The following is a 23,610-nucleotide window of genomic DNA, read 5'->3' on the forward strand; positions in this document are numbered from 1 at the left end:
GCACTACGCGGAGCTGCGGTTTTCTCAGTTCATCGCCTGAACGTCGGCGAGCCCGCGCAAGCCCGCCTTGTCGCCCATATCGGCGAGTGCCTGGAAGATGCGAGTGGCATCGGCAAGCCGACCGAGGTTGAGGTGCGCATAACCGCGCAGCGACATAAGATCAGACTGTTCAGGCGCGATCTGCGCCCGCTGGTCGAGCACCAGCAACGTCTCGCGATAGCGTCCGGCCTTGAAGGCGTTAACCGCGCGGTCGGAGAGAATCGCTGTCTGCAGCTCCACCGCACGCTGGTTGGTCTGGGCCGAGTCGGCCGCAGCGACAGACGCCTTGTCGGTCAAGCCGGCGCGCAGATAGGCGAGGCTTTTGCCGTAAGCTGCATCGGAGCGAGCAGCGGCAGAGCTGCTCGCATAGGCGGCATCGAAGGATTGTGCGGCCTCAAGGGGACGATTGAGATCCATCAGGCACCAGCCCCTGGCCAGCGCCGCTTCCGGCGGAATCCGGCGAGGATCGAGCGTCGTCGAGCATTGCCCGCGGCGGACAGCGACTTGGCCGGATATCCTCGCTGTCCTGCGGATCGGCTGGGGCGCAGCCTGCGTCATGTCGGTCCGGGCGACGGGCCTGGCCTCTTCGGCAGCAGGCACATTCGCTCTCGAGCCAGCGGCGTTCGACCTCGATGCCACCGCGGGCTGCCGGCGCTGCGCCTCCCGCTCGTTCACCGGTTCACCGAGCCGTGCGATACGTTCGGACCGGCCGGCCCATGCCCTCTGGATCTGGGCCGCCCCCGGCTTGTCGCCGAGGTCGTTGCGCGTCAGGGCGAGGCCGTAGGCGGACGATTCGTCGTCCGGCTTCCAGGCGAGCGCCGCCTGAAACCATTCGGCTGCTGTTTGCGGCTGCTGCATGGCGCGGGCGTACCAGCCGAATTGCTGGGCCGCATCCGCATTGCGGGAGGTTATCACCACCGGTGCCATGCGGCGCAGGACGTCGTCCTGCAGCACCGGCGGAGGATCGAGCGCCAGCAGATTGGCGACGGCGGCCAGATAGGCTTCCTTGGCGCCGTCGGAGGTTTCGCGCCAACGATAAAGCACGGTTTCCGCTTCCACCGGCGATTTCTGTGCGACCAGCGTCAGTGCCAGCCCTTCGGCGGCCGAAGCGGTCTCCTCCTTGTTGAAGGCGCGGCGGAACCAGCGCTCGGCCCCGCCGAGATTGTCGCGGCGATAAAAATACCAGCCGAGCATCAGCGCATCGGAAGCCTTGCCGTCCGCCTCGGCTAGCCGCTCCAGCCGTGTCAGGTATTTTTCAGCCACCACGAGCTTCGCATCGGTGTTGCCGGCTGCGACCAGCCGTCGCGCGATGTCGTCGCGCAGCGGCTCGAATTCCGGTTGGCCGCCCGCTGGCGTCCGTTCCTTGGCAAGCAGGTCCTCCAGCATATCGGGCGGCAACAGCTCGCTCGCCTTCTGCGCGGTCGCGAAACGCTCCGAGGAATCGTCGCAGTTGTCGAGGATATAGGTGTAGGCGTCGCGGGCGCGGCCCTGCCTGTCGGTCCTGGCGAAGGCTTCCGCCACCCGCCACAGGATATCGACTTCGCTGCAGGTGAGCAGGCTCGGATTGTCGGCCGCCATGCGGATCACTGCGTCATGGTTTTCAGCGTCGGAAGCGGTGACCAGACCGGCGCGCGCCTCGGCAAGCTTCAGACGTTCGAGAAGATCCGCCGGCGGCTGCCAGCCGGGTTCCGCCGCCTGGCGGTCGGCGATCGCCTTGCGGACATCCGCATAGCGGGATTGGGCATAGAGGGCCCACATGTTTTCGAGCTGGCGGTCGGTATTGATCTGGACCGCCAAAGGATCGGCCGGTGGGGTCCAGCTTGGATAGAGCGCCCTGAGACGGGAAATCTCCGCCTGCAGGCGGGCGGTATCGCCCCTCGCCGCGAAATAGCGCAAAGCGCTTTCGTCGACCGCCGGCGGCTGGACCGGCGGCACGGCGGCGGCTGAAATGACCTGCTGCGGGTTTGCGGGCGGGACCGGTGGGGCGGGCTGGGTTGCTGCCGGCGCCTGGGCGATCACCAGCGACGAAGAGCCGGGTTTGGCCGGCGTCGCCGTATCCTGGTTCGGATAGAGGAGCTGGGCGACGACGCGCTCGGTCTTTTCGACGAGCGGTGTCGGTGGACGCGGTCCCTTGGGCGGAGAGGGAAGCGAATTGACGGAGCTCGTCAACAGGCCAAGATCCACCGTCGGCTGACGGCTCAAACCATACAACCCCACGGCGCCAATGCCCAAAACCGTCAATGAGATCAGCGAAAACCGCATACTCACTCCGCTATCGTCCTTACTCCCCGTCTACGCCTCATGCGGCGGGCTTCGGCTCTTTTCGCCTTCTCTTTCTAAAGAATGAACTCATATGGTTAACGAACAATTTAGATTTACCTCATCAAATGGCTGAGTCGGTCTCGGGAATCGTTCGGTTGCAGCTCGCTCTGCGATGAGCTGTCGCCAGGGACCTCCCACGGACAATGAGATGTCCGCGACCTATCGGTAGTGCTCGGCATGGCGGAAAAGCATCTGGTTCGAAAACAGAAAATGAGCGGCCTCGGCCATCTGGGTGCAGCGGTTCTGTTTTGCGGACTGCCGCTTCTGGCTGCCGGCTGCGCCGGCCAACCCGTCCAGATGGGTACGTTTGCCAAGAACCTGCCGGCCGAACAGGCCATGGTCCTGCCGCCGCCGGCCGGCCCAGGGATCGTCAGTGTCATCGAACGGCGCTACGACAACGCCGTCGATCAGGACATCCTTCTCTATACCTCAGCCCTGACCCCAGGGCAGAACCTGCTAAAGGCCCAGTTCTTCGGCACCGCCAGTCCTTTCAAGCTCAGCGACAACAAGCTCACCTCGACACCGGTCACGGAAGCCGGGATCGCCTCGGAGATGCGGCGGGCGCTGCCGGGCGTCCGGATGGTGCGTTCGTCCTTCTTCGTCCAGAACAATTACGGCCCGTTCGGCTACGCCTTCGGGCGCGGCGCCGGCAACGACCTCTGCATGTATGGCTGGCAGCAGGTCCGCAGCCCGTCCGGGACGATCTCGCCGCTCGCGAACCATGGCTCGATCCAGATCCGCGCAAGAATCTGCGAGGCGACCGCCACCGAGCAGAAGCTGCTTGCCTTCATGTACAATTACACGATCACCGGTGCGGTGGATAACGGAGGCTGGAACCCCTATGGGGAACCGCAGCCGGTTTCCCCGAGCCTCGGCGGCGTCGGTTCACCGATCTATCCGCGGCCGACTTCAGCCGAGCCCATTGTCCCGGTATTGCCGCAGCGAACCAGTGCGGTCTATACCCGTTCCGCGCCGGCCCCTGTCGCCCAATCGACGCCACCTGCTGCGGCAGCAGCCGTGCCACCGGTGGCGCCTGTGGTTTCGGTGCCGAGGCCGGTGATGACGCAGACCGCAACGGACACGCCGCCGGTCACGGCAGAACCATCGGTCTCGCGCGCACCGCTCGTCCCCTCGCCGTCGGGCCTCGCGCAGCAAACCGGGCGGGTGAGTGTTCCGTCGCCTTCCTGCACGAACGTGACCAGCGGGGCCGCCAATGCGTGCCGATAAGCCGAACCATTCCGATCGATCGATGCCCGGATCTTCCGGCTGCTGGAGATAGCCCAGGATGCGGACATTCCTTTCTGCGGTCATCTGGGCGCTCGCGAGCGCATTGATCATCGCGCTCGTGACGCTGCCGATCAACACGCGCACCCAGCTCATCGCCAGCATTCTCGTCGTTACCGTGATGGGCGTCATCCGGCTGCTCAAGGCAGAAGGAAAATGGCGTCTCGTGGCGCTCTCCTTCGGCACCGCCATGGTGATGCGCTACGTCTACTGGCGCACGACAAGCACGCTGCCGCCGGTCAACCAACTCGAGAACTTCATTCCGGGGCTGCTGGTCTATCTGGCGGAGATGTACAGCGTGCTGATGCTGGCGCTCAGCCTGTTCGTCGTTTCCATGCCCCTGCCGTCGCGCCCGCCTTATGGACGACGCGATCGGGAACTGCCGACGGTCGACGTCTTCGTACCGAGCTACAATGAAGACGAGAGGTTGCTTGCCAATACGCTCGCCGCCGCCCGCAACATGGACTACCCCTCGGAAAAGCTGACCGTATGGCTGCTCGACGACGGCAGCACGCTTGAGAAGCGCAAATCCGCCAATGTCGCCGATGCCCGCGCTGCAGAAAGCCGGCACAAGTTGCTGCAGCAGCTTTGTGACGATCTTGGCGTGCGTTACCTCACCCGGGAGCGCAACGAGCATGCCAAGGCCGGCAATCTCAACAACGGGCTCAAGCATTCGACCGGATCGCTGATCGCGGTCTTCGACGCGGACCATGCGCCGGCCCGGGATTTCCTGCTGGAGACGGTCCGTTATTTCGACGAGGACCCGAAACTCTTTCTCGTCCAGACGCCGCATTTCTTCCTGAACCCGGACCCGGTCGAGCGTAATCTGCGCACCTTCGAAAAGATGCCGAGCGAGAACGAGATGTTCTACGGCATCATCCAGCGCGGACTCGACAAGTGGGACGCGGCCTTCTTCTGCGGATCGGCGGCTGTTCTGAACCGCAAGGCGCTCGAAGTGTCGAACGGCTTCTCGGGCGTCAGCATCACCGAGGACTGCGAGACCGCGCTCGACCTGCACAGCCGCGGCTGGCACAGCCTCTATCTCGACCGGCCGCTGATCGCCGGTCTGCAGCCTGCCACCTTTGCAAGTTTCATCGGCCAGCGCAGCCGCTGGGCACAGGGCATGATGCAGATCCTGCGCTTCCGCTTTCCGCCGCTCAAGCGCGGCCTCTCCCTGCCGCAACGGTTCTGCTACATGTCGTCGACGCTGTTCTGGCTTTTTCCCTTCCCGCGCACGATCTTTCTCTTCGCGCCGCTCTTCTACCTGTTTTTCGATCTGGAGATTTTCACCTCGTCCGGCGGCGAATTCATGGTCTATTCGTTGACCTATATGATCGTGAACCTGATGATGCAGAACTATCTCTACGGGGCGTTCCGTTGGCCTTGGATTTCCGAACTCTACGAATATGTGCAGACGGTTCACCTTCTGCCTGCCGTCGTCTCGGTAATGCTCAATCCGCGCAAGCCGACCTTCAAGGTGACCGCCAAGGACGAATCCGTCTCCGTCAGCCGACTTTCGGAAATCAGCCGGCCATTCTTCGTGATCTTTTTCGTGCTGCTCGTCGCATTCGCGATCAGCGTCTACCGGGTCTACGCCGAACCCTTCAAGGCCGACGTGACCCTGGTGGTCGGCGGCTGGAATCTGCTCAACATCATCCTTGCCGGCTGCGCGCTCGGGGTCGTGTCCGAACGGGGCGAACGGCAGGCTTCGCGGCGCGTCAAGGTCAGCCGCCGCTGCGAGTTCGGCGTCGGCGACCGCTGGTTCACCGCCACGATCGAGGACGTCTCCGTGCATGGCGCCGGCGTGCAGGTCTATACGGAAGGGTTCAAGGATATCGCTGCCGGAAAGAGATGCATTCTCCGATTCCAGCCCTATAGCGACCTGCCTATCAGCGACCTGCCGATCGAGGTGCGCAACGTGGAGACGATCGGTGACGTCTCCTCGATCGGCTGCCGCTATCTGCCGGAGCGGGCGACCGACCACCGGCTGATCGCCGACCTGATCTTTGCCAATTCCGCTCAGTGGACCCAGTTCCAGGTCTCGCGCCGGCACAATCCGGGCCTCGTTGCCGGTACATTGTGGTTCTTCGGCCTCGCGATCTACCAGACGGCCCGCGGGCTTTCCTATCTCGTCCGCAACACCGGACGCGATAACGCCGCAGGCGGACAGAAATAGGAGGGCATGATGAAAAAGGCTCTCGCAATCGGAGTTCTTCTTTTCTCCGCAGGCATCGCGCCGGCCCAGACGCCTGCGCCGTTCAACATGGGGCCGGAGCGGCCACAGAACACGCCGTCCACGGCTCCACCGGGCCAGCAGGCGCCCGCATCCCGGCCGGCATCGCCTGCTCCCGGCCCGGTGCAGACGCAGATCCCGCTGCCGCCGCCTCGCGCTTCCGGCCAGACCGCGCCGACCCCTGCCCCGCCAAGGATAACATCTCCCCCTCCTGGGACGCCCGCGCCCGCCGCACAGGTGGCAACACCGGCGCGGCAGCCCGCGGCGCTTCCCGCAGAGCTCGCCGGGCGGCATTATCTGGTGCCCGAAAAGAGCCTGCGGCTGAACGGCGAGGCCGATCAGCGCTCATGGTCGATTTACCTGACACCCGAACAGGCGGCGGCGCCGGCAAAGCTCAATCTCGGTTACCAGAATTCCATCGTTGTCGCGCCGGAGGTCTCCGAACTGGCGGTCACCGTCAACGACGTGCCGGTCTATGCCAATCCGATCGCCTCGCCCGATCAGATCAGCGACCGCGTCCTCGATATTCCGGTAGGCGTTCTGAAAGCCGGCATCAACCTCGTCCGCTTTCGCGCCGACCAGCGGCACCGCACCGACTGCACGATCGAATCGACCTTCGAACTGTGGACGGATATCGACCCGCAGCGAACGTTCATGACATTCGGCGCGAGCGGAACGAACCGGCTTTCGCGGCTCGACGACATCCGCGCCGTCGGCGTCGACGAAAAAGGGGGCACCCGCTTCCGGCTGATCGTGCCGGCGCTCGACCAGCTCGGCGCGACCGACATGCTGATGCGGCTGACCCAAGGGTTGGCGCTGATGGGCGGCATGCCCAACCAATCCTTTGCGTTCGAGAAGACGCCCAGCGCATTGCCGAAGCCTGGCGAGCTTGCGATCTTCGTCGGTACCCGCGACGAACTGCGGCCGCTGCTGCCGGCTCTGCCGCCCGCGGCCGCCAATGCCGCCGTGGCGAGTTTTCTCGACTATCCCGGCGCCCACGGCGCCTCGGCCCTCGTGCTATCCGGCCCAAGCTGGCCGGCGTTGGAAGGGCTGATCGAGAGCTTCGTCGCTGCCACCGACGGTTCGGCCACGCAACGGCGCGAGACGCTGTCTACCCAGGCCTGGCACGGCCTCGATACGCCGTTCCTGTTTTCGAATGCGGCGATCGATTTCGCGCAGCTCGGGATCGAAAGCCAGGAATTCACCGGCCGGCTGTTCCGCACCCGCTTCACGATCGGCGTACCGGCCGACTTTTATGCCAATGCCTACGGGGAAGCGCGCATCCTGCTCGATGCCGCCTATACGGCCGACGTTCAACCGGGCAGCCACATCGACATCTTCGTCAACGGCGATATAGCCTCGACCGTGCCGATCACTTCCTCCGGCGGCGCGATCCTGCGCCATCTGCCGATCAAGCTCACGCTGCAGCATTTCAAGCCGGGCGTGAACACGATCACCGTGGAAGCAGCGCTCCTGACGCGCCAGGATATCGCCTGCGCTCCGGGCAGCACCGCCGACAGCAAGGCAAGGTTCGCGCTCTTCGGCAGCTCCCAGTTCCAGATGCCCGATTTCGCCCGCATCGCCCAGGTGCCCAATCTCGCCGCCACTGCCGGAACCGGTTTTCCCTACCGGATAGACACCGAGCCCGTTTCACTGTTCCTCGGCCGGATCGACGAACAAACCCTGTCTGCGGCGGCGACTTTTCTCGGAAAGATGTCGATCGCCTCGCACCACGTGATCCCGGTCGATGTCACCATATCCGCAGCGCGGGTAGCCGGAGCGAACGCGCTCTTCATCGGCTCCATCTCGGAATTCCCGGCCAATGTCCTCACCCAGCTGAAGATCGATCAGGAGAGCCGCAACAGCTGGAACCCCGCGGGCGTGTCATCGAACACGTCGGCCAGGACCTCGCTGACCCTGCAGGACTGGCAGCAGCGCGCCGGCAACAACTTCTTTTCGCAGCAGTTCAGGGCGCTCGGCGACTGGGCGAAGGACAATTTCGACCTCAGCATGGCGATGCTGCGTTTTGCCCCGGCCACCGACGAACTCTACAAGCCGCCGCAAACGGCGAAGCTGATCATCGCCCAGGAAAGCGACCCGACCGAGCTCGGCACCTGGACCGCGATCATCTCCCCCGATTCCGCATCGCTTGCAGAAGGCATGCAGGCTTTTTCAGCGCGGGAGGAATGGGACCGGCTGAAGGGCCGCATCATCGTTTATGAAGGCGGTGGCAAGGAGCCGCACGACGTGCCGGTAAGCTGGTTCCGGTTCATGCCGACGCAGCCATTCTCGCCGGGAAATGCGCGGCTGATCGCGGCGAACTGGCTGTCGGACAATATCATGTCCTATGCCCTGCTGCTGGCCGCAGGCGGGGTGCTGCTCGGGCTTGCGACCGGCGGACTGCTGTCGCTGCTCGGCCGCAACAGATAATCGCTCGGCTCAGGGCGCCATGCCACCCTTGCCGGTGAATTTCCTGCTGACATGCAGGGAGCCGGAAAGACCGAAACGCCATGGCAGATCGACAGCCTGGGAGATGCCGATCCGCCGCCCGGTGACGACCAGCGGTGGTGTTTTCGGCAAAGTGAGCTCGAACGGCGGCGAAAACAGCGGCATGCCATTGTGCTCGATGGTGATGCCGAGCGCCTGGCAGAGCCGGCCCGGACCGGAGCATAGGAGCAGCGGATCGGCAAGGCGGCGCCTCTTCTCCATCTCGCCAAGGCCTCTGACCGGCTGCAGCGCCCTGATCAGCACGGCGCTTCCGGGCTGGCAGACGAAATTCAGGCACCAGTGGATACCGTAGGAACGATAGACATAGGCATGCCCGGGCGGGCCGAACATCACCGCGTTCCTTTGCGTAGGCCCGCGAAAACTGTGAGATGCCGGGTCGTCCGGCTCATAGGCTTCCGTCTCGACGATCACGCCGCCTGCGCCGGATACATCGAGTTCGACGCCGATCAGGTCACGCGCCACCTCCACGGAGCCTCTATCGAAAAACTGCTGGTCCATCAGAAACGCTCGTCTCGCTGCCGGTTGCATCCATAGACGGCGAAGCAGGGCTTGTCTTCCCCGCCGACGACGCGACATCCTGGAAGGCCCGAAGCGTCGTGCAGACGTTGTCGCGAGGATGCAACAGGCCCCTCACTTGCTGTTTGCCAAGTCAGCACGGATTTGTGGACGCACATTTTTGTGCATTGCCATGAAAACGCTCCGGGTGTCGTATTAGGTTTAGAAACATCTTGATTCTCAATAGATTGCCGCAGCGTTTTCAATCTTTGCGGCAGTCGAGCAGTAGCGCAACCCTGACTGGAGTAGCCTATGCCGAGTGAATCCTTGTTCGATGCCTTCACCAGGAACTACGAAGCCCGGCGCGAGACAGATATGTCTGTCGCCGAGTATCTGGCGCTTTGTAAAAAAGATCCGATGGCCTATGCCAACGCGGCCGAGCGGCTGCTGGCGGCGATCGGCGAGCCGCAGATGGTCGACACGGCCAAGGATGCCAGGCTCGGCCGAATCTTCATGAACCGCACCATCCGGGCCTATCCGGCCTTTGCCGGTTTCTTCGGCATGGAAGAGACGATCGAGCGGATCGTTTCCTTCTTCCGGCATGCCGCGCAGGGGCTGGAAGAGCGAAAGCAGATTCTTTACCTGCTCGGCCCGGTCGGCGGCGGCAAGTCATCGCTCGCCGAGCGCCTGAAGCTGCTGATGGAGGCCAATCCGATCTACGTACTGAAGGCCGGCGACGATATCAGCCCGGTTTTCGAAAGCCCGCTCAACCTCTTCGATCCGGTGGCGATGGGGCCGATGCTGCTCGAGCAGTACGGCGTTCCGACCCGGCGCCTCAGCGGGTTGATGAGCCCCTGGTGCCTGAAACGGCTCGATGAATTCGGAGGCGACATAACCCGTTTCCGGGTGGTGAGGCTGCAGCCCTCCCGACTACGCCAGATCGGCATCGCCAAGACCGAACCGGGCGACGAGAACAATCAGGACGTCTCGTCGCTGGTCGGCAAGGTCGACATCCGCAAGCTCGAAAACTATTCCCAGAACGACTCGGACGCCTACAGCTATTCCGGCGGGCTCAACCGCGCCAATCAGGGCGTGCTCGAATTCGTCGAGATGTTCAAGGCGCCGATCAAGATGCTGCATCCGCTGCTCACGGCGACGCAGGAAGGCAATTACATGGGCACCGAGAATATCGGCGCCATTCCTTTCTCCGGCGTCATCCTTGCCCATTCGAACGAGGCGGAATGGCAGAGCTTCAAGGCCAACAAGAACAACGAGGCCTTCATCGACCGCATCTGCGTCATCAAGGTTCCTTATTGCCTGCGGGTGACCGAAGAACAGCATATCTATGAGAAGCTGATCGAAGGTTCGGAGCTTGCGGATGCCTCCTGCGCGCCGGCGACGCTTGAGATGCTGGCCCGGTTTTCCGTACTCTCGCGGCTGCGCAAGCACGAGAACTCGACCTTCTTCTCCAAGATGCGTGCCTATGACGGCGAAAGCCTCAAGGAAACCGATCCGCGCGCCCGCAGCGTCCAGGAATATCGGGACGCGGCCGGCGTCGACGAAGGCATGGACGGAATATCGACACGTTTTGCCTTCAAGGTACTCGCCTCGACCTTCAACCACGACACGACGGATATCGGCGCCGATCCGGTCCACCTTATGTACGTGCTGGAACAGGCCATCCGCCGCGAACAGTTTCAGGAGGAAACCGAAAAGCGGTATATCGAGTTCATCAAGGCAGACCTTGCCCCGCGGTACGCGGAGTTCATCGGCAATGAGATTCAGAAGGCCTATCTGGAATCCTATTCCGACTACGGTCAAAATCTTTTCGATCGTTACGTCGACTACGCCGACGCCTGGATCGAGGATGTCGATTTCAAGGATCCGGACACCGGGCAGCTTCTCGATCGCGAACTCCTGAACCAGGAACTGACCAAGATCGAAAAACCGGCGGGCATCGCCAATCCGAAGGATTTCCGCAACGAGATCGTCAAGTTCTGCCTCCGCTCGCGAGCCAATAACGGCGGCAAGAACCCGTCCTGGTCGAGCTACGAGAAGATTCGGGAAGTGATCGAGAAAAGAATGTTCTCCCAGGTGGAGGATCTTCTGCCGGTCATCTCCTTCGGATCGAAGAAGGACGGCGAAACAGAAAAGAAACACAGCGAGTTCGTGTCGCGCATGACGGCGCGCGGCTACACCGAGAGACAGGTTCGCCGTCTGGTGGAGTGGTACATGCGGGTCAAACAGGCAGGTTAGCGTCTGTACTCAATTAGGATTTGGAACGCAGCATGCAAGAAAACCGTTCAGTTCCTTAGACACACAAAGGTGGATTCCATCTCCATCATTGTGTGTGACGACAGGCCGTAGGATTGTGGCATACTGGGTTGTGCGGCATCCGAAACCTAGTTGAGTACAGACCCTAATGCTCATGCAGGAGCCAACATGCACATCATCGACCGGCGGCTGAACCCGCGCGGTAAAAGTTTGGAAAATCGGCAGCGGTTTCTGCGGCGCGCAAAGGACGCCGTGCAGCAAGCAGTCAGGCGATCCCTGCAAAGCCGCAGCATCCGTGATGTACTGGATGGCGGCGAAGTCAGCCTTCCGATCGGCGGCATGGGCGAGCCGAGCTTTCGCCGGGCCGAGGGCGGCATTACGGACCATGTCCTCCCCGGCAACCGGGCCTTTGTCGAAGGCGATATCATTCCCCGCCCCCCCGGCCAGGGTGCCGGCAGGCCCAAAGAGGCCGGCCAGGGCGACGGTGAAGACGGCTTCCGCTTCGTCCTGACGCGCGAGGAATTCCTCTCGGTTTTCCTGGATGATCTCGAGCTGCCCGAGCTTGCCAAACGGCGGCTCAGCGAGACCGAGGAGATGAGCCCGGTGCGGGCCGGGTACTCCATTTCGGGCTCCCCTTCCAATCTCTCCATAGACCGGACGACGCGGCTCGCCATGATGCGGCGCATCGCTCTCAAGCGCCCCAAGCCCGCCGAGATCGAGGCGCTGCAACGCCAGATCGAGGAAAGCGAGGATGATGAGACCCGCCTTGCACTGGAGGCAGAACTCAAGTCGCTGACCGACAGGATCCGGCGCATTCCCTATGTCGACCCGCTCGACGTGCGCTACCGCCGCTTCGAGAACGAACCGAAGCCGGTTGCGAAGGCGGTGATGTTCTGCCTGATGGACGTCTCCGGATCGATGTCGGAACATATGAAGGATCTGGCCAAGCGCTTCTACCTGCTGCTCTATCTGTTTCTTTCGCAGCGTTACGAAAAGGTCGAGATCGTGTTCATCCGCCACACCGAGAAGGCCGAGGAGGTCGACGAAGAGACCTTCTTCTACGGCCAGGCGACCGGCGGCACGCTGGTATCGAGCGCGCTTGCGGCGATGCGCTCCATCATCGCCGCACGCTTCGATCCCACCGAATGGAACATCTACGCCGCACAGGCTTCGGACGGCGACAACTCCTATCGGGACGAAGGTCCGGCCGGTCATCTGCTGAGACACGAGATCCTGCCGCTCTGCCAGTACTTCGCCTATATCGAAGTCGACGAGGAGGGCGGGGATTCGCTCGCCTCCAATTCGCCCCTCTGGCGCCTTTATGAGAGCATCCGATCGAGCTCGGCAACTCTTGCGATGCGCAAGGTCTGCCGCAAGAACGAGATCTTTCCAGTCTTCCACGACCTCTTCCAGAAGCGTTCGACACAGACGAAGGCGGTGCCATGACCCAGGCGGCTATGCAGAAGGATCGACTGCTCTTCGACGGCGCGGACTGGGATTTCACGACGCTCCAGCGCATCCACGATGCCTGCGAGGAGATCGCGATCGGCGAACTCGGGCTCGATGTCTACCCGAACCAGATCGAGGTGATCACGGCCGAACAGATGCTGGACGCCTATTCATCGACCGGCATGCCGCTGTTTTACCGGCACTGGTCGTTCGGGAAACATTTCGCGCATCACGAGGCCTTCTACCGCCGCGGCATGCGGGATCTCGCCTATGAGATCGTCATCAATTCGTCGCCCTGCATCTCCTACTTGATGGAGGAAAATACCGCGACGATGCAGACACTGGTAATCGCCCATGCGGCCTTCGGTCATAACCATTTCTTCAAGAACAACTATCTCTTCAAGCTGTGGACGGACGCCGAAGGCATTCTCGACTATCTCGATTTCGCCAAGAGCTATATCGCCCGCTGCGAAGAACGTTACGGCGAAACGGCGGTGGAACGGACCCTCGATGCCGCTCACGCGCTGATGTCGCATGGGGTGCACCGTTATGCGGGCAAGACGCGGCTCGACCTGCGCCAGGAGGAAAAGCGCCAGCAGGAGCGGCGCGCTCACGAAGAACAGATGTTCAACGACCTCTGGCGCACCGTGCCGGCTGGCCGCAAGCGCGACGCGGCCGATGTCGATCTCGAGAGGCGGCGCGCAGCACTCGGCCTGCCGCAGGATAATCTGCTCTATTTCCTCGAAAAGTCGTCGCCCCGGCTGCAGCCATGGCAAAGGGAAATCTTGCGTATCGTCCGCCACGTGGCGCAATATTTCCACCCGCAGCGCCAGACCAAGGTGATGAACGAGGGGACTGCGACCTATGTCCATTACCAGATCATGGAACGGTTGCACGACCGCGGGCAGATCAGCGACGGGAACTATTTCGAATTCCTGAAATCCCACACCAATGTCGTATTCCAGCCGACCTATGACGATCGGCGCTTCTCCGGCTTCAACCCCTACGCCATCGGCTTTGCGATGATGCAGGATATCGAGCGGATCGTGACGAAGCCGACAGATGAGGACCGTGACTGGTTCCCGGATATCGCCGGCCGCGGTGATCCGATGCAGGTCCTGCGCGGCATCTGGGCCGACTACCGCGACGAGAGCTTCATCAGCCAGTTCCTGAGCCCGCACCTGATCCGCAAGTGGCGCCTTTTCCAGCTCTACGACGATCCGCAGATGAGTGAAGGGATACTGGTTTCGGCGATCCATGACGAGCGGGGCTACAAACGCGTCCGCCGCCAGCTGGCGCGTGAATACGACATCGGCTGGACCGATCCGAGGATCGACATCGTCGATGTCGATCTCGCCGGCGACCGTCGCCTTCTCCTGCAGCACCGGGCGCCGAACGACTGGGTTCTCGAGGACAGCGAGACCAGACAGGTCCTGCAGCATCTGGCGGATCTCTGGGGCTACGACGTCATGCTGCAGGAAATCGACGGCGCCGACAAGGTCGTGAAGGAACATGCCGCGCATCCCCGCGAGATCCTTCAAAAGGGTGACATTTTCGCCTGAGGACGGTGCAAGAGCAAGTCTCTGCCGATCCGGCGGCCCCAGGGCCAGGCAATACGCTGCCGGCGTCACCCCAGTGCTTATCAATTTTGATTGAAGGAAAGGCCGGACCTCGTGGCGGGGGTCAATCGTGATTGGACATCAAAAGCGGTCTGGATCAAATTACGGATTGGGCGACGGGCATCTATTTTGTTCAAATAGGAGGCCGTAATGGAGCAACGTGCAGTCGACCAGCTGAGGACTATCGCCAGGATAAACCGCAGCTATCCCGACTTCCAGATGTCCAGCAGCGAGCGGCTCGAGCGGTGGGCCGAGATTCTGGAGCTCAACCCCGACCGATCCCTTTCGACATTTCGGGAAACCGAATACCAGCCGGATGAAATAAGGGCTGCAATGCGCGGCGACGGGACGGCGATTGCCGTTGCCTTCGGCGATCCGGTCCTGCGCGCAGCGGGGATGCGCGACGACACCTATGGGGAAGCCAGGCGGTTTTTTGAATTGTCCGACAGACAGCTCCATAAACTGGTCTGCTTCTGCCACTTCGGAGCCCACGTGAGCGCAAGTACAGTCGCCCATCAGGTGCGTTCGATAGCCACCCGCAGATCCAGTGGCACCCTTGCGTATCTGGCTTCCTTCTTCAGAAGGTAGCCCGTATCGGCTTGTGGAACGCAATCGGCGTGTCCCTGCCGGAGCAGTTGCCCGATGTCTCGGCGTTGCCGCTTGCCATTGCGGGAGGCGGCCGTGAACTGAGCCGTGTCCTGAAGGTCGAGGCGGGGCCAAGCACCTCCTTCGGCAGAGTGCACGCGCCGTCGATTTCGGATGGCTCCGATCAAGCGTCTTTATGCACGGTCGCGGGACAGCATGTCTCGACGCCGGTGGTGACCTTGCGGGCACTATGGTATCTGGACGAAAGAAACTCTATACGGAGTTCCGGGTTTTCCGGAGATATGCCGCGTGGCGAATTTTAGTATGGATTTGTGTATAGTTGCCGGCAGAAGGCCGGGCCTGCTCGAGCAGACATTGGAAAGTTTCTCAAAGCGCTGCTTCGCTCATTTTTCCTTCTCGAACATCCTCGTGAACATAGATCCGATCTTCGGCACGGAAGAGGATGAAGCCGAGTGCCTGCGCGTGGTCGGCAACTATCTGCCGTCAGCTTCCTTCTTCAGACCAAGCGAGCCGGGTTTTGGCGCCGCGGTCCAGCGTCTCTGGACCAATACGCGTTCCGACTATGTGTTCCACCTCGAGGATGACTGGGTCGCACTGACCGACCTCGGCGAGGAGATTTTCGGCCCGTTTTCAGATCCAGGCGTGATGCAGGTATCCTTTCACACGGCCGACCAGAACTGGAATATCGCCAAGGATGGCCATCTTCATGAGAGGAACGAATATGCGCGGTTCCTCGGCATAAAAATCCCGCTGTTCAAGACTTTTCCGAAATTCACTACCTCCCCCTCCATTCTTCGGGGCTCGTTCGCCCGGCAGGCTTCAAGCCTGATGGACCCTTCTCGGGATCCGGAAAAACAATTCTATTCGGGCGTCAACGCAGAGCTGGAACGGTTGGCGGCGCCGCACAAGAACTACATTTTCTCTCCCCAGCAGACACCGGTCATCCGTGACACCGGACGAGAGTGGCGAGACAATCGCAAAATCAAGAAGGTCATCGAGAATACGACCTCCTATTGGGTCGAGGAGTAATAGCCCGGCATGTCCGCAGCAGTCACCGGGCATGCCTTGAAAAGTGGCCGCATACCATGAAGCGGCCACGAAATTTCCGTCAGGCGGGCAGAAGAAACGGCCCTCGCCGGCCTGCTGATAGAAGCGCCTTGCCCCGTAAGGCAGCACCGTCCGGTTTCAGCATTCGGTAACGCTCTGAATGTACATTAGGCATCGATCAATTTGCGCGAGCACACTGGACGCCTGCCAATGAACCACTGCTCCGCCATCGGACCTGATCTGCAAACACCTCACCGCGAACTTTTGGAAGACCTGTTCGAGGGCGCGCCAAGACCGACAATCATCAAGGACGAAGAGTCGCGCTTCCTGTTCCTCAACAGCAAGGCGTGCGAGATGTTCGGCGTCAGCCTCGATGAGGTGCTTGGCCGTACAGACCGCGGTTTCCTGCCTGTCGACGAAGCCGATCGAATCCAGAAGATGGACGCGGGGGTGCTGGCCACCGGCGAGGAACGGCTTTTCGAGGAGGAGGTCACGGGGCCGGATGGTTCGATCCGGACGCTTCTCACGCACAAGCGGCGGTCGTTCCTGCCAGGACCTGCGGGGAAAAGTCCTATCCTGATCATCGTCATTTCCGACATCACCAAGCTCCGTCACGCCGAGGATGTCCTGCGGGCAAGCGAGGAGCACTATCGCTCTCTCATCGAACTGCATCCCCAGACGCCGTGGCTAGCCGACGCGCAGGGGAATGTCATCGAAGTCGGTCCAGGGTGGCAGAACGCTTCCGGACGGGAGGTCGGCGAAGCGCTCGGCCGGGGGTGGGAGAAGACCCTGCACCCCGCTGACCTGCCTGAAGTGATTGCCAAATGGGAGTCCGCAGTCAACACCGGCGCGCCTTTCGACATGATCTACAGGATCGGGACAGCGAAAGGGCGGTATCGGTGGTATCGGAACCGTGCGGCTGCCCGGCTCGACGGCGACGGCAGGGTCCTCCGCTGGTATGGCCTCCTCGAGGACGTGCACGACCGCCAGCTTGCCCTTAAAGCCCTCCAGTCCAGCGAGCGCAGACTGCGCCAGCATCGGGACGAACTCGAAAAGATCGTTCTGGCGAGGACCGCGGAAGTGCAAGAGAAGAACGTCGAGCTGGATCGCCTTCTCCAGCATGAACGGGGCATCAATGCGCAGCAGCGCCGCTTCGTCGGGATGATCTCGCACGAGTTCAGGACGCCTCTGGCCGTGATCGACGGAGCGGCTCAGCGGCTCACGCGCACGAAGGCGGCTGCGACTCCCCAGTTCCTGGAGGGCAAAGCTCTGCAGATCAAGGGCGCCGTCGCCCGCATGGTCGAGCTGATGGAAAGCATCCTCGCCGCCGGGCGGCTGGAGACAGGGACCATTGCGATCAACAAGGAAGCCGGTTCGCTCAGTGCGATTCTGCGCCATTGCATCGCAAACCGGGCGGAGATCAGCAAGAGCCACACGATCGACCATGACCTCGAAGCGCTTCCAGCCCTGCAGATGATCGACGGGGCCGCAATAGAGCGGGTCTTTTCCAATCTGTTGTCAAACGCAGTGAAATATTCGCCCGCCGGTTCCAAAATCCGTGTCAGCGGATGGAGGGACGGTCGGCGAGTTCTGGTCAGCGTCAGCGATTCCGGCATCGGCATGGATGCGGACGACCTGCCGAAGCTGTTCGAGCCCTACTTTCGCGCCCGCAGCGCCACCGGCATCGCGGGAACGGGGATCGGTCTCAATATCGTCAAGGAAATTGTGGAGTTGCATGGAGGCTCGATCACGGTCCAGAGCCTTCTGGGCCGGGGCACGACCTTCACCGTGGAGCTGCCGTTCGACGAGGTCAGACAACAGCATTCGGCTTAGGCCGGCGCTGTCACAAGAAGAACCTCACGCGGCGATCGATGAAGCCAGCCAGGACGCAAGCTCATCCCGCCCCATGGGTCTGCCCACCAGAAAGCCTTGCAGCTGATCGCAACCGGCAATTCGCAGGACGTCCGCTTGATCGGCGGATTCAATGCCTTCGGCCGTGACTGGGATCCCGAGGGCCTGAGCCAAGGAGATCGTGGCCGTCAGGACGTTCCGGCCGGTGCTGCCATCATCTATGGCTTGAACCAGGGAGCGATCGATCTTCATCCGGTCGAAGCCGAATTCACGAAGCGTGCCGATACTGGCATATCCGGCGCCAAAATCATCAAGAGCGAAACGGATGCCTGCCAATTTCAGGGCGGTGATGGAGCGTCTCGCCTGTTCAGGGTTGGACATCAGCACCGCTTCGGTGATCTCCAGTGTCAGTCGCGAAGGATCAAAACCGTCCTCTTTCAGGACAGCGAGCACATCCCCGGCGAAATTGGGGTTGCATAGCTGGATCGGAGAAACATTGACCGACAAAGAGAGCGGAGACCATGCCCGGGACGCCACGATGGACTTCCGAAGCATCTGAAGGCCCAGGATATCGATCAATCCACATTTCTCGGCCAGAGGTATGAAGGCATCCGGGCCGATTGCTTCTTCGGCGCGTCTCCACCTTGCCAGTGCCTCCACGCCCATGATGTCGCCCGAGACCGCCGAAGCCAGAGGCTGGAAGACCGGCTGGATCTCGTCATTCTGGAGGGCGCGCCGAAGGTCGCTTTCCAAGGCCGCAATCTTCTCGCGCCGGCGGTCAAGATCCGGATGATAGGTGACGGCGCATCCCCGGCCCATTTCCTTCGCTTCATAAAGGGCCATATCCGCCCGACGGAGAAGCTCGTGCGCATTTCCTGCGTCGTCACGGCAGGCAACGCCGATGCTTGCGCCAATTTCGATCGTGCGGCCTTCGATGAGAAACGGCCTTTTGAGACGTTCGAGAACCTGATTGTCAAATTCGGCGAGGTCCGCGGAGCCGCGCTGAACCAGAGCGAATTCATCACCGCCCAACCGGGCGACACCGAATACGTCTCCATGGATCTCGCGCAGGGCTTCCGCCACCAGCCTGATCAGCTGATCCCCAATCGCATGCCCCCAGGCATCGTTGACTGCCTTGAACCCGTCGAGATCGATAAGGTGCAAAACCAGCACCTGGCTCTTGTCGGCCTGCATCAACCGGTCCAGTCCTTCGATCAGGCCGAGCCTGTTCAAGAGACCGCTGAGACTGTCGTGCGTGGCTTCATGCTGGGCGCGATCCGCCAGGCTCTTCAGCCGCCGCGTTTCTGACAAGCCTGCAAACAGGACACCAACCAGATAGATGCCAAGGATTGCGACCGCCGCGGCGATAAATGGACGCGCCTCGTCAAAAATAGTGTTTCCCGGAGCGGCACTTGGCCAAGCCAAACGCGCGACTTCAAGTCCATACACATCCATGAGCGGCGAATTCAGAAGATCGCCCGCCGGACGGTCGGTTATGTGGAGTTGCGGGAGTTGATGTTCCTTGGCCATCTGGGCCACGACATCAGACGTCAGGGTCTTGAAGAAGCTGAGGACATAGTAGGTCGGATCCTGCGCCTGTGACCCAAACGGCTGGACCGCCTCCGACGCCACCGCAATGATGTCATCGCCGTTTTTGAAAAAATTGACGATGGGATCGATGCCAGGCCGAGCGGCGGCTTCCGTTTGTACGGGAAATTTCTCACCGAGATATTCGACCGGGTCTATCATATCGGATTTGAGATAGGCGATGCTCTTGCCGCCTTCCGGGGCGGTCAGCACGATCCCGTCATAGAGCGCGTAGTCCTCGCTGGTCTTGCCCCAATTCTCATAGACCCAACCCTCGCGGTCCCCTTGCGTAATCGCCGCGTGGGCCTCATCCCAGACGGCATTGTCGCGCACGGTCGCGGCGAGTTTCTCCTTGAACGACGAGACCGCCGCCTCTGCCGCCAGAGTGGCTCTGTTGTCGTCCAGCGCATTCGCGGAACTGCGCATGCGGCCGACCACATGAGCACCTATTCCACCCAGGATCATGGCAACAAGAAGGAGCAGCGAGGTGGCGATGAAAACGGAGTAGCCTTCACGGCTCTCCTTCAGTCGGCGTGCGAACATGACAGATCCCAGCGTTATTGTTTTGCCCCAAGGCTGCAGAAGACGTCATGTCCGCGTTGCGCTGCTCGCATCCACTAGCATATGCGAATATTAAAAATCACTAAAACACGTAGTCAACGACTCCTTAATATGTCGACAGAGACCTCGAAGCCGGGAGCAGCAAAATGGAGCAGGGCCGTGCAGAGTGCTTTATTTTGCAGCATTAAACGGGGCTTTTAGCTCGGAAATCGGACGGGCCGATACTTCCGCCGAGCGGGCGGGCTTTCTAGAGTCCTCGCAGGAATTCTTCGGTAGTCGCGAGGTGGAGCTGAACCGAGAAGCGGTCTCCCAGGAGTTCGAGCGACGCGTCATGCGTGTCATCGGCTCCGCTGCAGACGGCATCCCTCAGCACGATCACATGGTATCCGAGATCGATGGCGCCAAGCGCTGTGGAGAGGACGCAAACGTCGGTCTCACCGCCGGTCAGGACCACGGTTTCGATACCCTCCTTCAAGAGCATTCCATGCAGCCCTCCGCTCACCCAGGGAGAATACGTCATCTTGTCGAAGATGCGTGCAGGAGGGACAAGCGCTTTCAAGGACGGGATCAGGTCGACGAGGCCCGGATCGAGATGCTCGCGCGTCATCATCCGCCACTTTTCATAATACACCCGCCACATCCCCTCCATCGCTTCGGGCCGCGACGGCGTGAGGAACCTCGTAAAGATCGTCTTCTCCGGGTGGCGGCCGGAAAGCTCCTCGATCGACGGCGATACCTGGCGCATCCAGGGGACGTGCCAGGGAGTGTCTTCAGCGAAAATCCGCTGCATGTCGATGCAAAGATGAATCCAGTTGCCAGCCATGTCCTGCTCCGCGATCCTGCTGAACGCCCCATCGGGAACGTGGTTCCAGCCGGGACCGGCAGAAGGCGGGATGCAAGTAACGGACATCCGCCACGGAGGACGCCCCTCGGTCGAACACAAGGGCGGCGGCGCTCTCACAATTGATTAGACGCCTTGACGAAATCGATGAATGCCCGCAGCGGCGCCGGTACGAGCCGCCGGCCGGGATAATAGAGAAATGGACCGGAAAATTGCGGCCACCACGGCTCGAGCACAGGTTCGAGGGACCCATTGTCGAGATGGGGCCGCAACCAGTCCTCGAACAGCAACATGATGCCGGTGCCGGCAATCGCTGCTTCGACGGCAAGATCGGTTGCTGCACCTATCTGTACGATCAGCGGTCCGGTCGGATCGATCCGCACCACCTCGCCGTCCCGTTCGAATTCCCAGAGCATCATCGCGCCGCTTGTGAAACGCCCGCGAATGCAGGCGTGACCAAGCAGGTCGCGCGGATGATCGGGACGGCCATGGCGATCGAGGTATGCGGGGGATGCCGCGGCCGCGAAACGCTGCACGCGCGGACCGATCGGAACCGCGATCATGTCCTGCTCCAACCGCTCGTCATAACGGATGCCGGCGTCGCATCCCGCAGCCAGCACGTCGACGAAGCTGTCATCGGCGACGATTTCGAGCCGTATGTCGGGATAGGCTGCGAGGAACCGCGGGATGATCGCCGGGAGCACCAGCCGCGCGGCGCTGACCGGTACATTGAGGCGGAGAATACCCGCAGGTTTGTCGCGAAACCTGTTGACCACGTCGAGTGCCGCGTCGACCTCGGTGAGTGCCGGGGTCAACCGAGCCAATAGACCGGCGCCTGCTTCCGTCGGCACCACGCTGCGCGTCGTGCGATTGAGAAGCCTGACCCCGAGTTGCGCCTCAACACGCCGTACCGCCTCGCTCAATCCTGATGCGCTGCCGCCTGTTGTCCGAGCCCCCTCGCGGAACCCGCCGGCGCGCGCCACTGCCACAAAGGCATTCAGATCACCCAGATCGATCTTCATTGTTCGAGATTCCGCACAGCCCGTGCCGACTGTACCCGATTTTCGTGCGGCCTCTCAAGTTCTATATCCACGTCATCTTGAAAAGGAGATATCCCATGTCGAACATAGACCAGGCCGGTACATTTATCCTCGGCGACCGCAACGTCAAACGGCTCGGTTACGGCGCCATGCAGCTTGCGGGCAAGGGTGTCTTCGGTCCGCCGAAGGACCGCGATGCGGCAATCGCGGTGCTGCGCGAGGCGGTCGAGGCTGGTGTCAATCACATCGACACCAGCGATTTCTACGGCCCGCACGTGACCAACCAGATCATCCTTGAAGCGCTTCATCCGTACCCGGACGATCTGATGATCGTGACCAAGATCGGCGCCATGCGCGGGACCGACGGTTCATGGAATCCGGCGTTCTCCGCCGAGCAGCTGACACAGGCCGTCCACGACAACCTTCGCAATCTTGGTCTCGACGCCATGGACGTCGTCAATCTGCGCATCATGTTCGATGTCCACGGCCCGGCCGAAGGCTCGATCGAAGAGCCCCTGACGGTTCTGGCGGAGCTGCAGCGACAGGGCCTGGTCCGCCACATCGGGCTCAGCAACGTCACGCCGGCACAGATTGCCGAGGGTCAAGGCATCGCCAAGATCGTCTGCGTACAGAACCAGTACAATCTTGCTCACCGGCAAGACGATGCCATGATCGACGATCTCGCCCGCGATGGCATCGCCTATGTGCCGTTCTTCCCGCTCGGCGGCTTCAGTCCGCTGCAGTCGTCGACCTTGTCGGAGGTTGCCCAGCGCCTGGACGCCACGCCGATGCAGGTCGCGCTTGCCTGGCTGCTGCGCCGCGCGCCGAACGTTCTCCTCATTCCGGGAACCTCGTCGGTGGGCCACCTGCGTGAAAACCTCGCCGCAGCGGAACTGCAGCTGTCGGACACCGTGATAGCCGAGCTGGAGGGTGTCGCCGGCATCCGCTCCGCCTGAGCACTCCGGGATGCTCCCACCGTGCGTCGAAAAATCGACGCACGGCATTTGCCTTTACGCGCGCTTTCGCTAAAAGTGAAAGAAAAGCGAACGGAGGGGTGAAGTGTTCATCACGGACCGCCAGACGAAAATTGTCGAACTTGCGAAGTCGGCGGGGCGAGTGCTCGTCGACGACCTGGCGACGACGTTCTCGGTAACCTCTCAAACGATCCGCAAAGACCTGAATGATCTGTGCGACAAGCAAATTCTCACGCGGATCCATGGCGGCGCCACTCTTCCCCGCAGCAACGAGAATGTCCGGTATGATGCGCGCAGGCAGATCGCCGCCGCGGAAAAACAGGCGATCGGGGTCGCTGCCGCCAACCTCATTCCGGACAACGCCTCGCTTCTCATCAACATCGGCACCACCACCGAAGCCGTCAGCGAGGCGCTGGTCAATCACCGGGAGCTCATGGTGATTACCAATAATATAAACGTTGCCAATCGGTTACGACTTCTCGACGAAATCGAGGTGGTTATTGCCGGTGGCGTCGTTCGTCAATCGGACGGTGGCATCGTGGGTGAAGCCGCGGTCGATTTCATCCGCCAGTTCAAGGTCGATTACGCAATCATCGGCGTTTCGGCGATCGACCCGGATGGGGCTCTTCTCGATTATGACTTTCGCGAAGTGAAAGTTGCTCAGGCGATCATCGCCAATGCCAGGCACGTGATCCTGGTTGCTGACTCGACGAAATTCGAGCGCACCGCCCCCGTACGTATAGGCCAGATCTCCCAGGTCCAGACCTTTATCACCGACCACTGCGCATCTCCTTCGATCCGGGAAATCTGTCTACAGAACGGCGTCGCGCTGGTGGAGACTTCCGAGACGAACGCGGAAATTCATTAGCCTTCCAGTTTC

Annotated in this window: 16 protein-coding genes; 11 read left to right on the forward strand and 5 right to left on the reverse strand. The window is 61.5% G+C overall.

All coding sequences use genetic code 11. The features are described from left to right. Positions 1-24: 24 nt before the first annotated feature. Positions 25-2,301, reverse strand: coding sequence for a cellulose synthase (locus tag C5L10_RS23830; protein WP_371411977.1), 2,277 nt, complete (start codon positions 2,299-2,301; stop codon positions 25-27). Between the two features lie 270 nt (positions 2,302-2,571). On the opposite strand from C5L10_RS23830, the gene bcsN reads away from it, so the two are divergent. The 3 genes from bcsN to C5L10_RS23845 are packed head-to-tail and all read left to right on the forward strand — an operon-like array spanning position 2,572 to position 8,308. Further along, the gene (bcsN, locus tag C5L10_RS23835) at positions 2,572-3,588 is read left to right on the forward strand and encodes a cellulose biosynthesis protein BcsN (protein ID WP_172717139.1); all 1,017 of its coding nucleotides are present in this window, start codon (positions 2,572-2,574) and stop codon (positions 3,586-3,588) included. Positions 3,589-3,646: 58 nt separating this feature from the next. After that, on the forward strand, positions 3,647-5,821 hold the full coding sequence (gene bcsA / locus C5L10_RS23840; RefSeq protein ID WP_105431684.1) for a UDP-forming cellulose synthase catalytic subunit: 2,175 nt from the start codon (positions 3,647-3,649) through the stop codon (positions 5,819-5,821). Positions 5,822-5,830: 9 nt separating this feature from the next. Continuing rightward, positions 5,831-8,308 carry a cellulose biosynthesis cyclic di-GMP-binding regulatory protein BcsB gene (locus C5L10_RS23845; protein ID WP_172717140.1) on the forward strand — a complete coding sequence of 826 codons (2,478 nt, stop codon included), beginning with the start codon at positions 5,831-5,833 and terminating at the stop codon, positions 8,306-8,308. 9 nt (positions 8,309-8,317) lie between these two features. On the opposite strand, the gene C5L10_RS23850 is transcribed toward C5L10_RS23845, so the two are convergent. Further along, positions 8,318-8,884: a DNA-3-methyladenine glycosylase gene (locus tag C5L10_RS23850; RefSeq protein WP_105431686.1), complete on the reverse strand. Its 567-nt coding sequence runs from the start codon at positions 8,882-8,884 to the stop codon at positions 8,318-8,320. 309 nt (positions 8,885-9,193) lie between these two features. Here C5L10_RS23850 and C5L10_RS23855 point away from each other — a divergent pair, with 309 nt between their 5' ends. The 6 genes from C5L10_RS23855 (at position 9,194) to C5L10_RS23880 (ending at position 17,709) form a co-directional block, all read left to right on the forward strand. Next, on the forward strand, positions 9,194-11,137 hold the full coding sequence (locus tag C5L10_RS23855; protein WP_105431687.1) for a PrkA family serine protein kinase: 1,944 nt from the start codon (positions 9,194-9,196) through the stop codon (positions 11,135-11,137). 186 nt (positions 11,138-11,323) lie between these two features. Beyond that, on the forward strand, positions 11,324-12,601 hold the full coding sequence (locus tag C5L10_RS23860) for a YeaH/YhbH family protein (RefSeq protein WP_105431688.1): 1,278 nt from the start codon (positions 11,324-11,326) through the stop codon (positions 12,599-12,601). Next, on the forward strand, positions 12,598-14,166 hold the full coding sequence (locus tag C5L10_RS23865; RefSeq protein ID WP_105431689.1) for a SpoVR family protein: 1,569 nt from the start codon (positions 12,598-12,600) through the stop codon (positions 14,164-14,166). The genes C5L10_RS23860 and C5L10_RS23865 overlap by 4 nt, the downstream gene beginning before the upstream one ends. A 207-nt stretch (positions 14,167-14,373) precedes the next feature. After that, the gene (locus C5L10_RS23870) at positions 14,374-14,811 is read left to right on the forward strand and encodes a hypothetical protein (RefSeq protein ID WP_046630638.1); all 438 of its coding nucleotides are present in this window, start codon (positions 14,374-14,376) and stop codon (positions 14,809-14,811) included. A gap of 426 nt (positions 14,812-15,237) precedes the next feature. Next, positions 15,238-15,858, forward strand: coding sequence for a hypothetical protein (locus tag C5L10_RS23875; RefSeq protein ID WP_245448139.1), 621 nt, complete (start codon positions 15,238-15,240; stop codon positions 15,856-15,858). 228 nt (positions 15,859-16,086) lie between these two features. After that, positions 16,087-17,709 (forward strand): PAS domain-containing sensor histidine kinase, encoded by a 1,623-nt coding sequence (locus C5L10_RS23880; protein ID WP_105431691.1) that lies wholly within the window; start codon positions 16,087-16,089, stop codon positions 17,707-17,709. A gap of 24 nt (positions 17,710-17,733) precedes the next feature. Here C5L10_RS23880 and C5L10_RS23885 read toward each other — a convergent pair whose 3' ends face one another. From C5L10_RS23885 to C5L10_RS23895, 3 genes are all read right to left on the reverse strand, one after another. After that, complete coding sequence (locus C5L10_RS23885; protein ID WP_105431692.1) at positions 17,734-19,857, reverse strand: EAL domain-containing protein; 2,124 nt, start codon at positions 19,855-19,857, stop codon at positions 17,734-17,736. Between the two features lie 265 nt (positions 19,858-20,122). Then, positions 20,123-20,698 (reverse strand): cysteine hydrolase family protein, encoded by a 576-nt coding sequence (locus C5L10_RS23890; RefSeq protein ID WP_105431693.1) that lies wholly within the window; start codon positions 20,696-20,698, stop codon positions 20,123-20,125. A 134-nt stretch (positions 20,699-20,832) separates the two neighbouring features. Next, positions 20,833-21,738, reverse strand: a complete 906-nt coding sequence (locus C5L10_RS23895) for a LysR family transcriptional regulator (RefSeq protein ID WP_105431694.1) — start codon at positions 21,736-21,738, stop codon at positions 20,833-20,835. Between the two features lie 95 nt (positions 21,739-21,833). Between C5L10_RS23895 and C5L10_RS23900 the strand changes: the two genes are divergently transcribed. Beyond that, positions 21,834-22,712, forward strand: a complete 879-nt coding sequence (locus C5L10_RS23900; RefSeq protein ID WP_105431695.1) for an aldo/keto reductase family oxidoreductase — start codon at positions 21,834-21,836, stop codon at positions 22,710-22,712. 103 nt (positions 22,713-22,815) lie between these two features. Beyond that, complete coding sequence (locus tag C5L10_RS23905) at positions 22,816-23,598, forward strand: DeoR/GlpR family DNA-binding transcription regulator (protein ID WP_105431696.1); 783 nt, start codon at positions 22,816-22,818, stop codon at positions 23,596-23,598. Positions 23,599-23,610 lie beyond the last annotated feature (12 nt).

Origin of the sequence: Neorhizobium sp. T6_25 (genome assembly GCF_002968555.1) — a bacterium.
Classification (GTDB): Bacteria; Pseudomonadota; Alphaproteobacteria; order Rhizobiales; family Rhizobiaceae; genus Neorhizobium.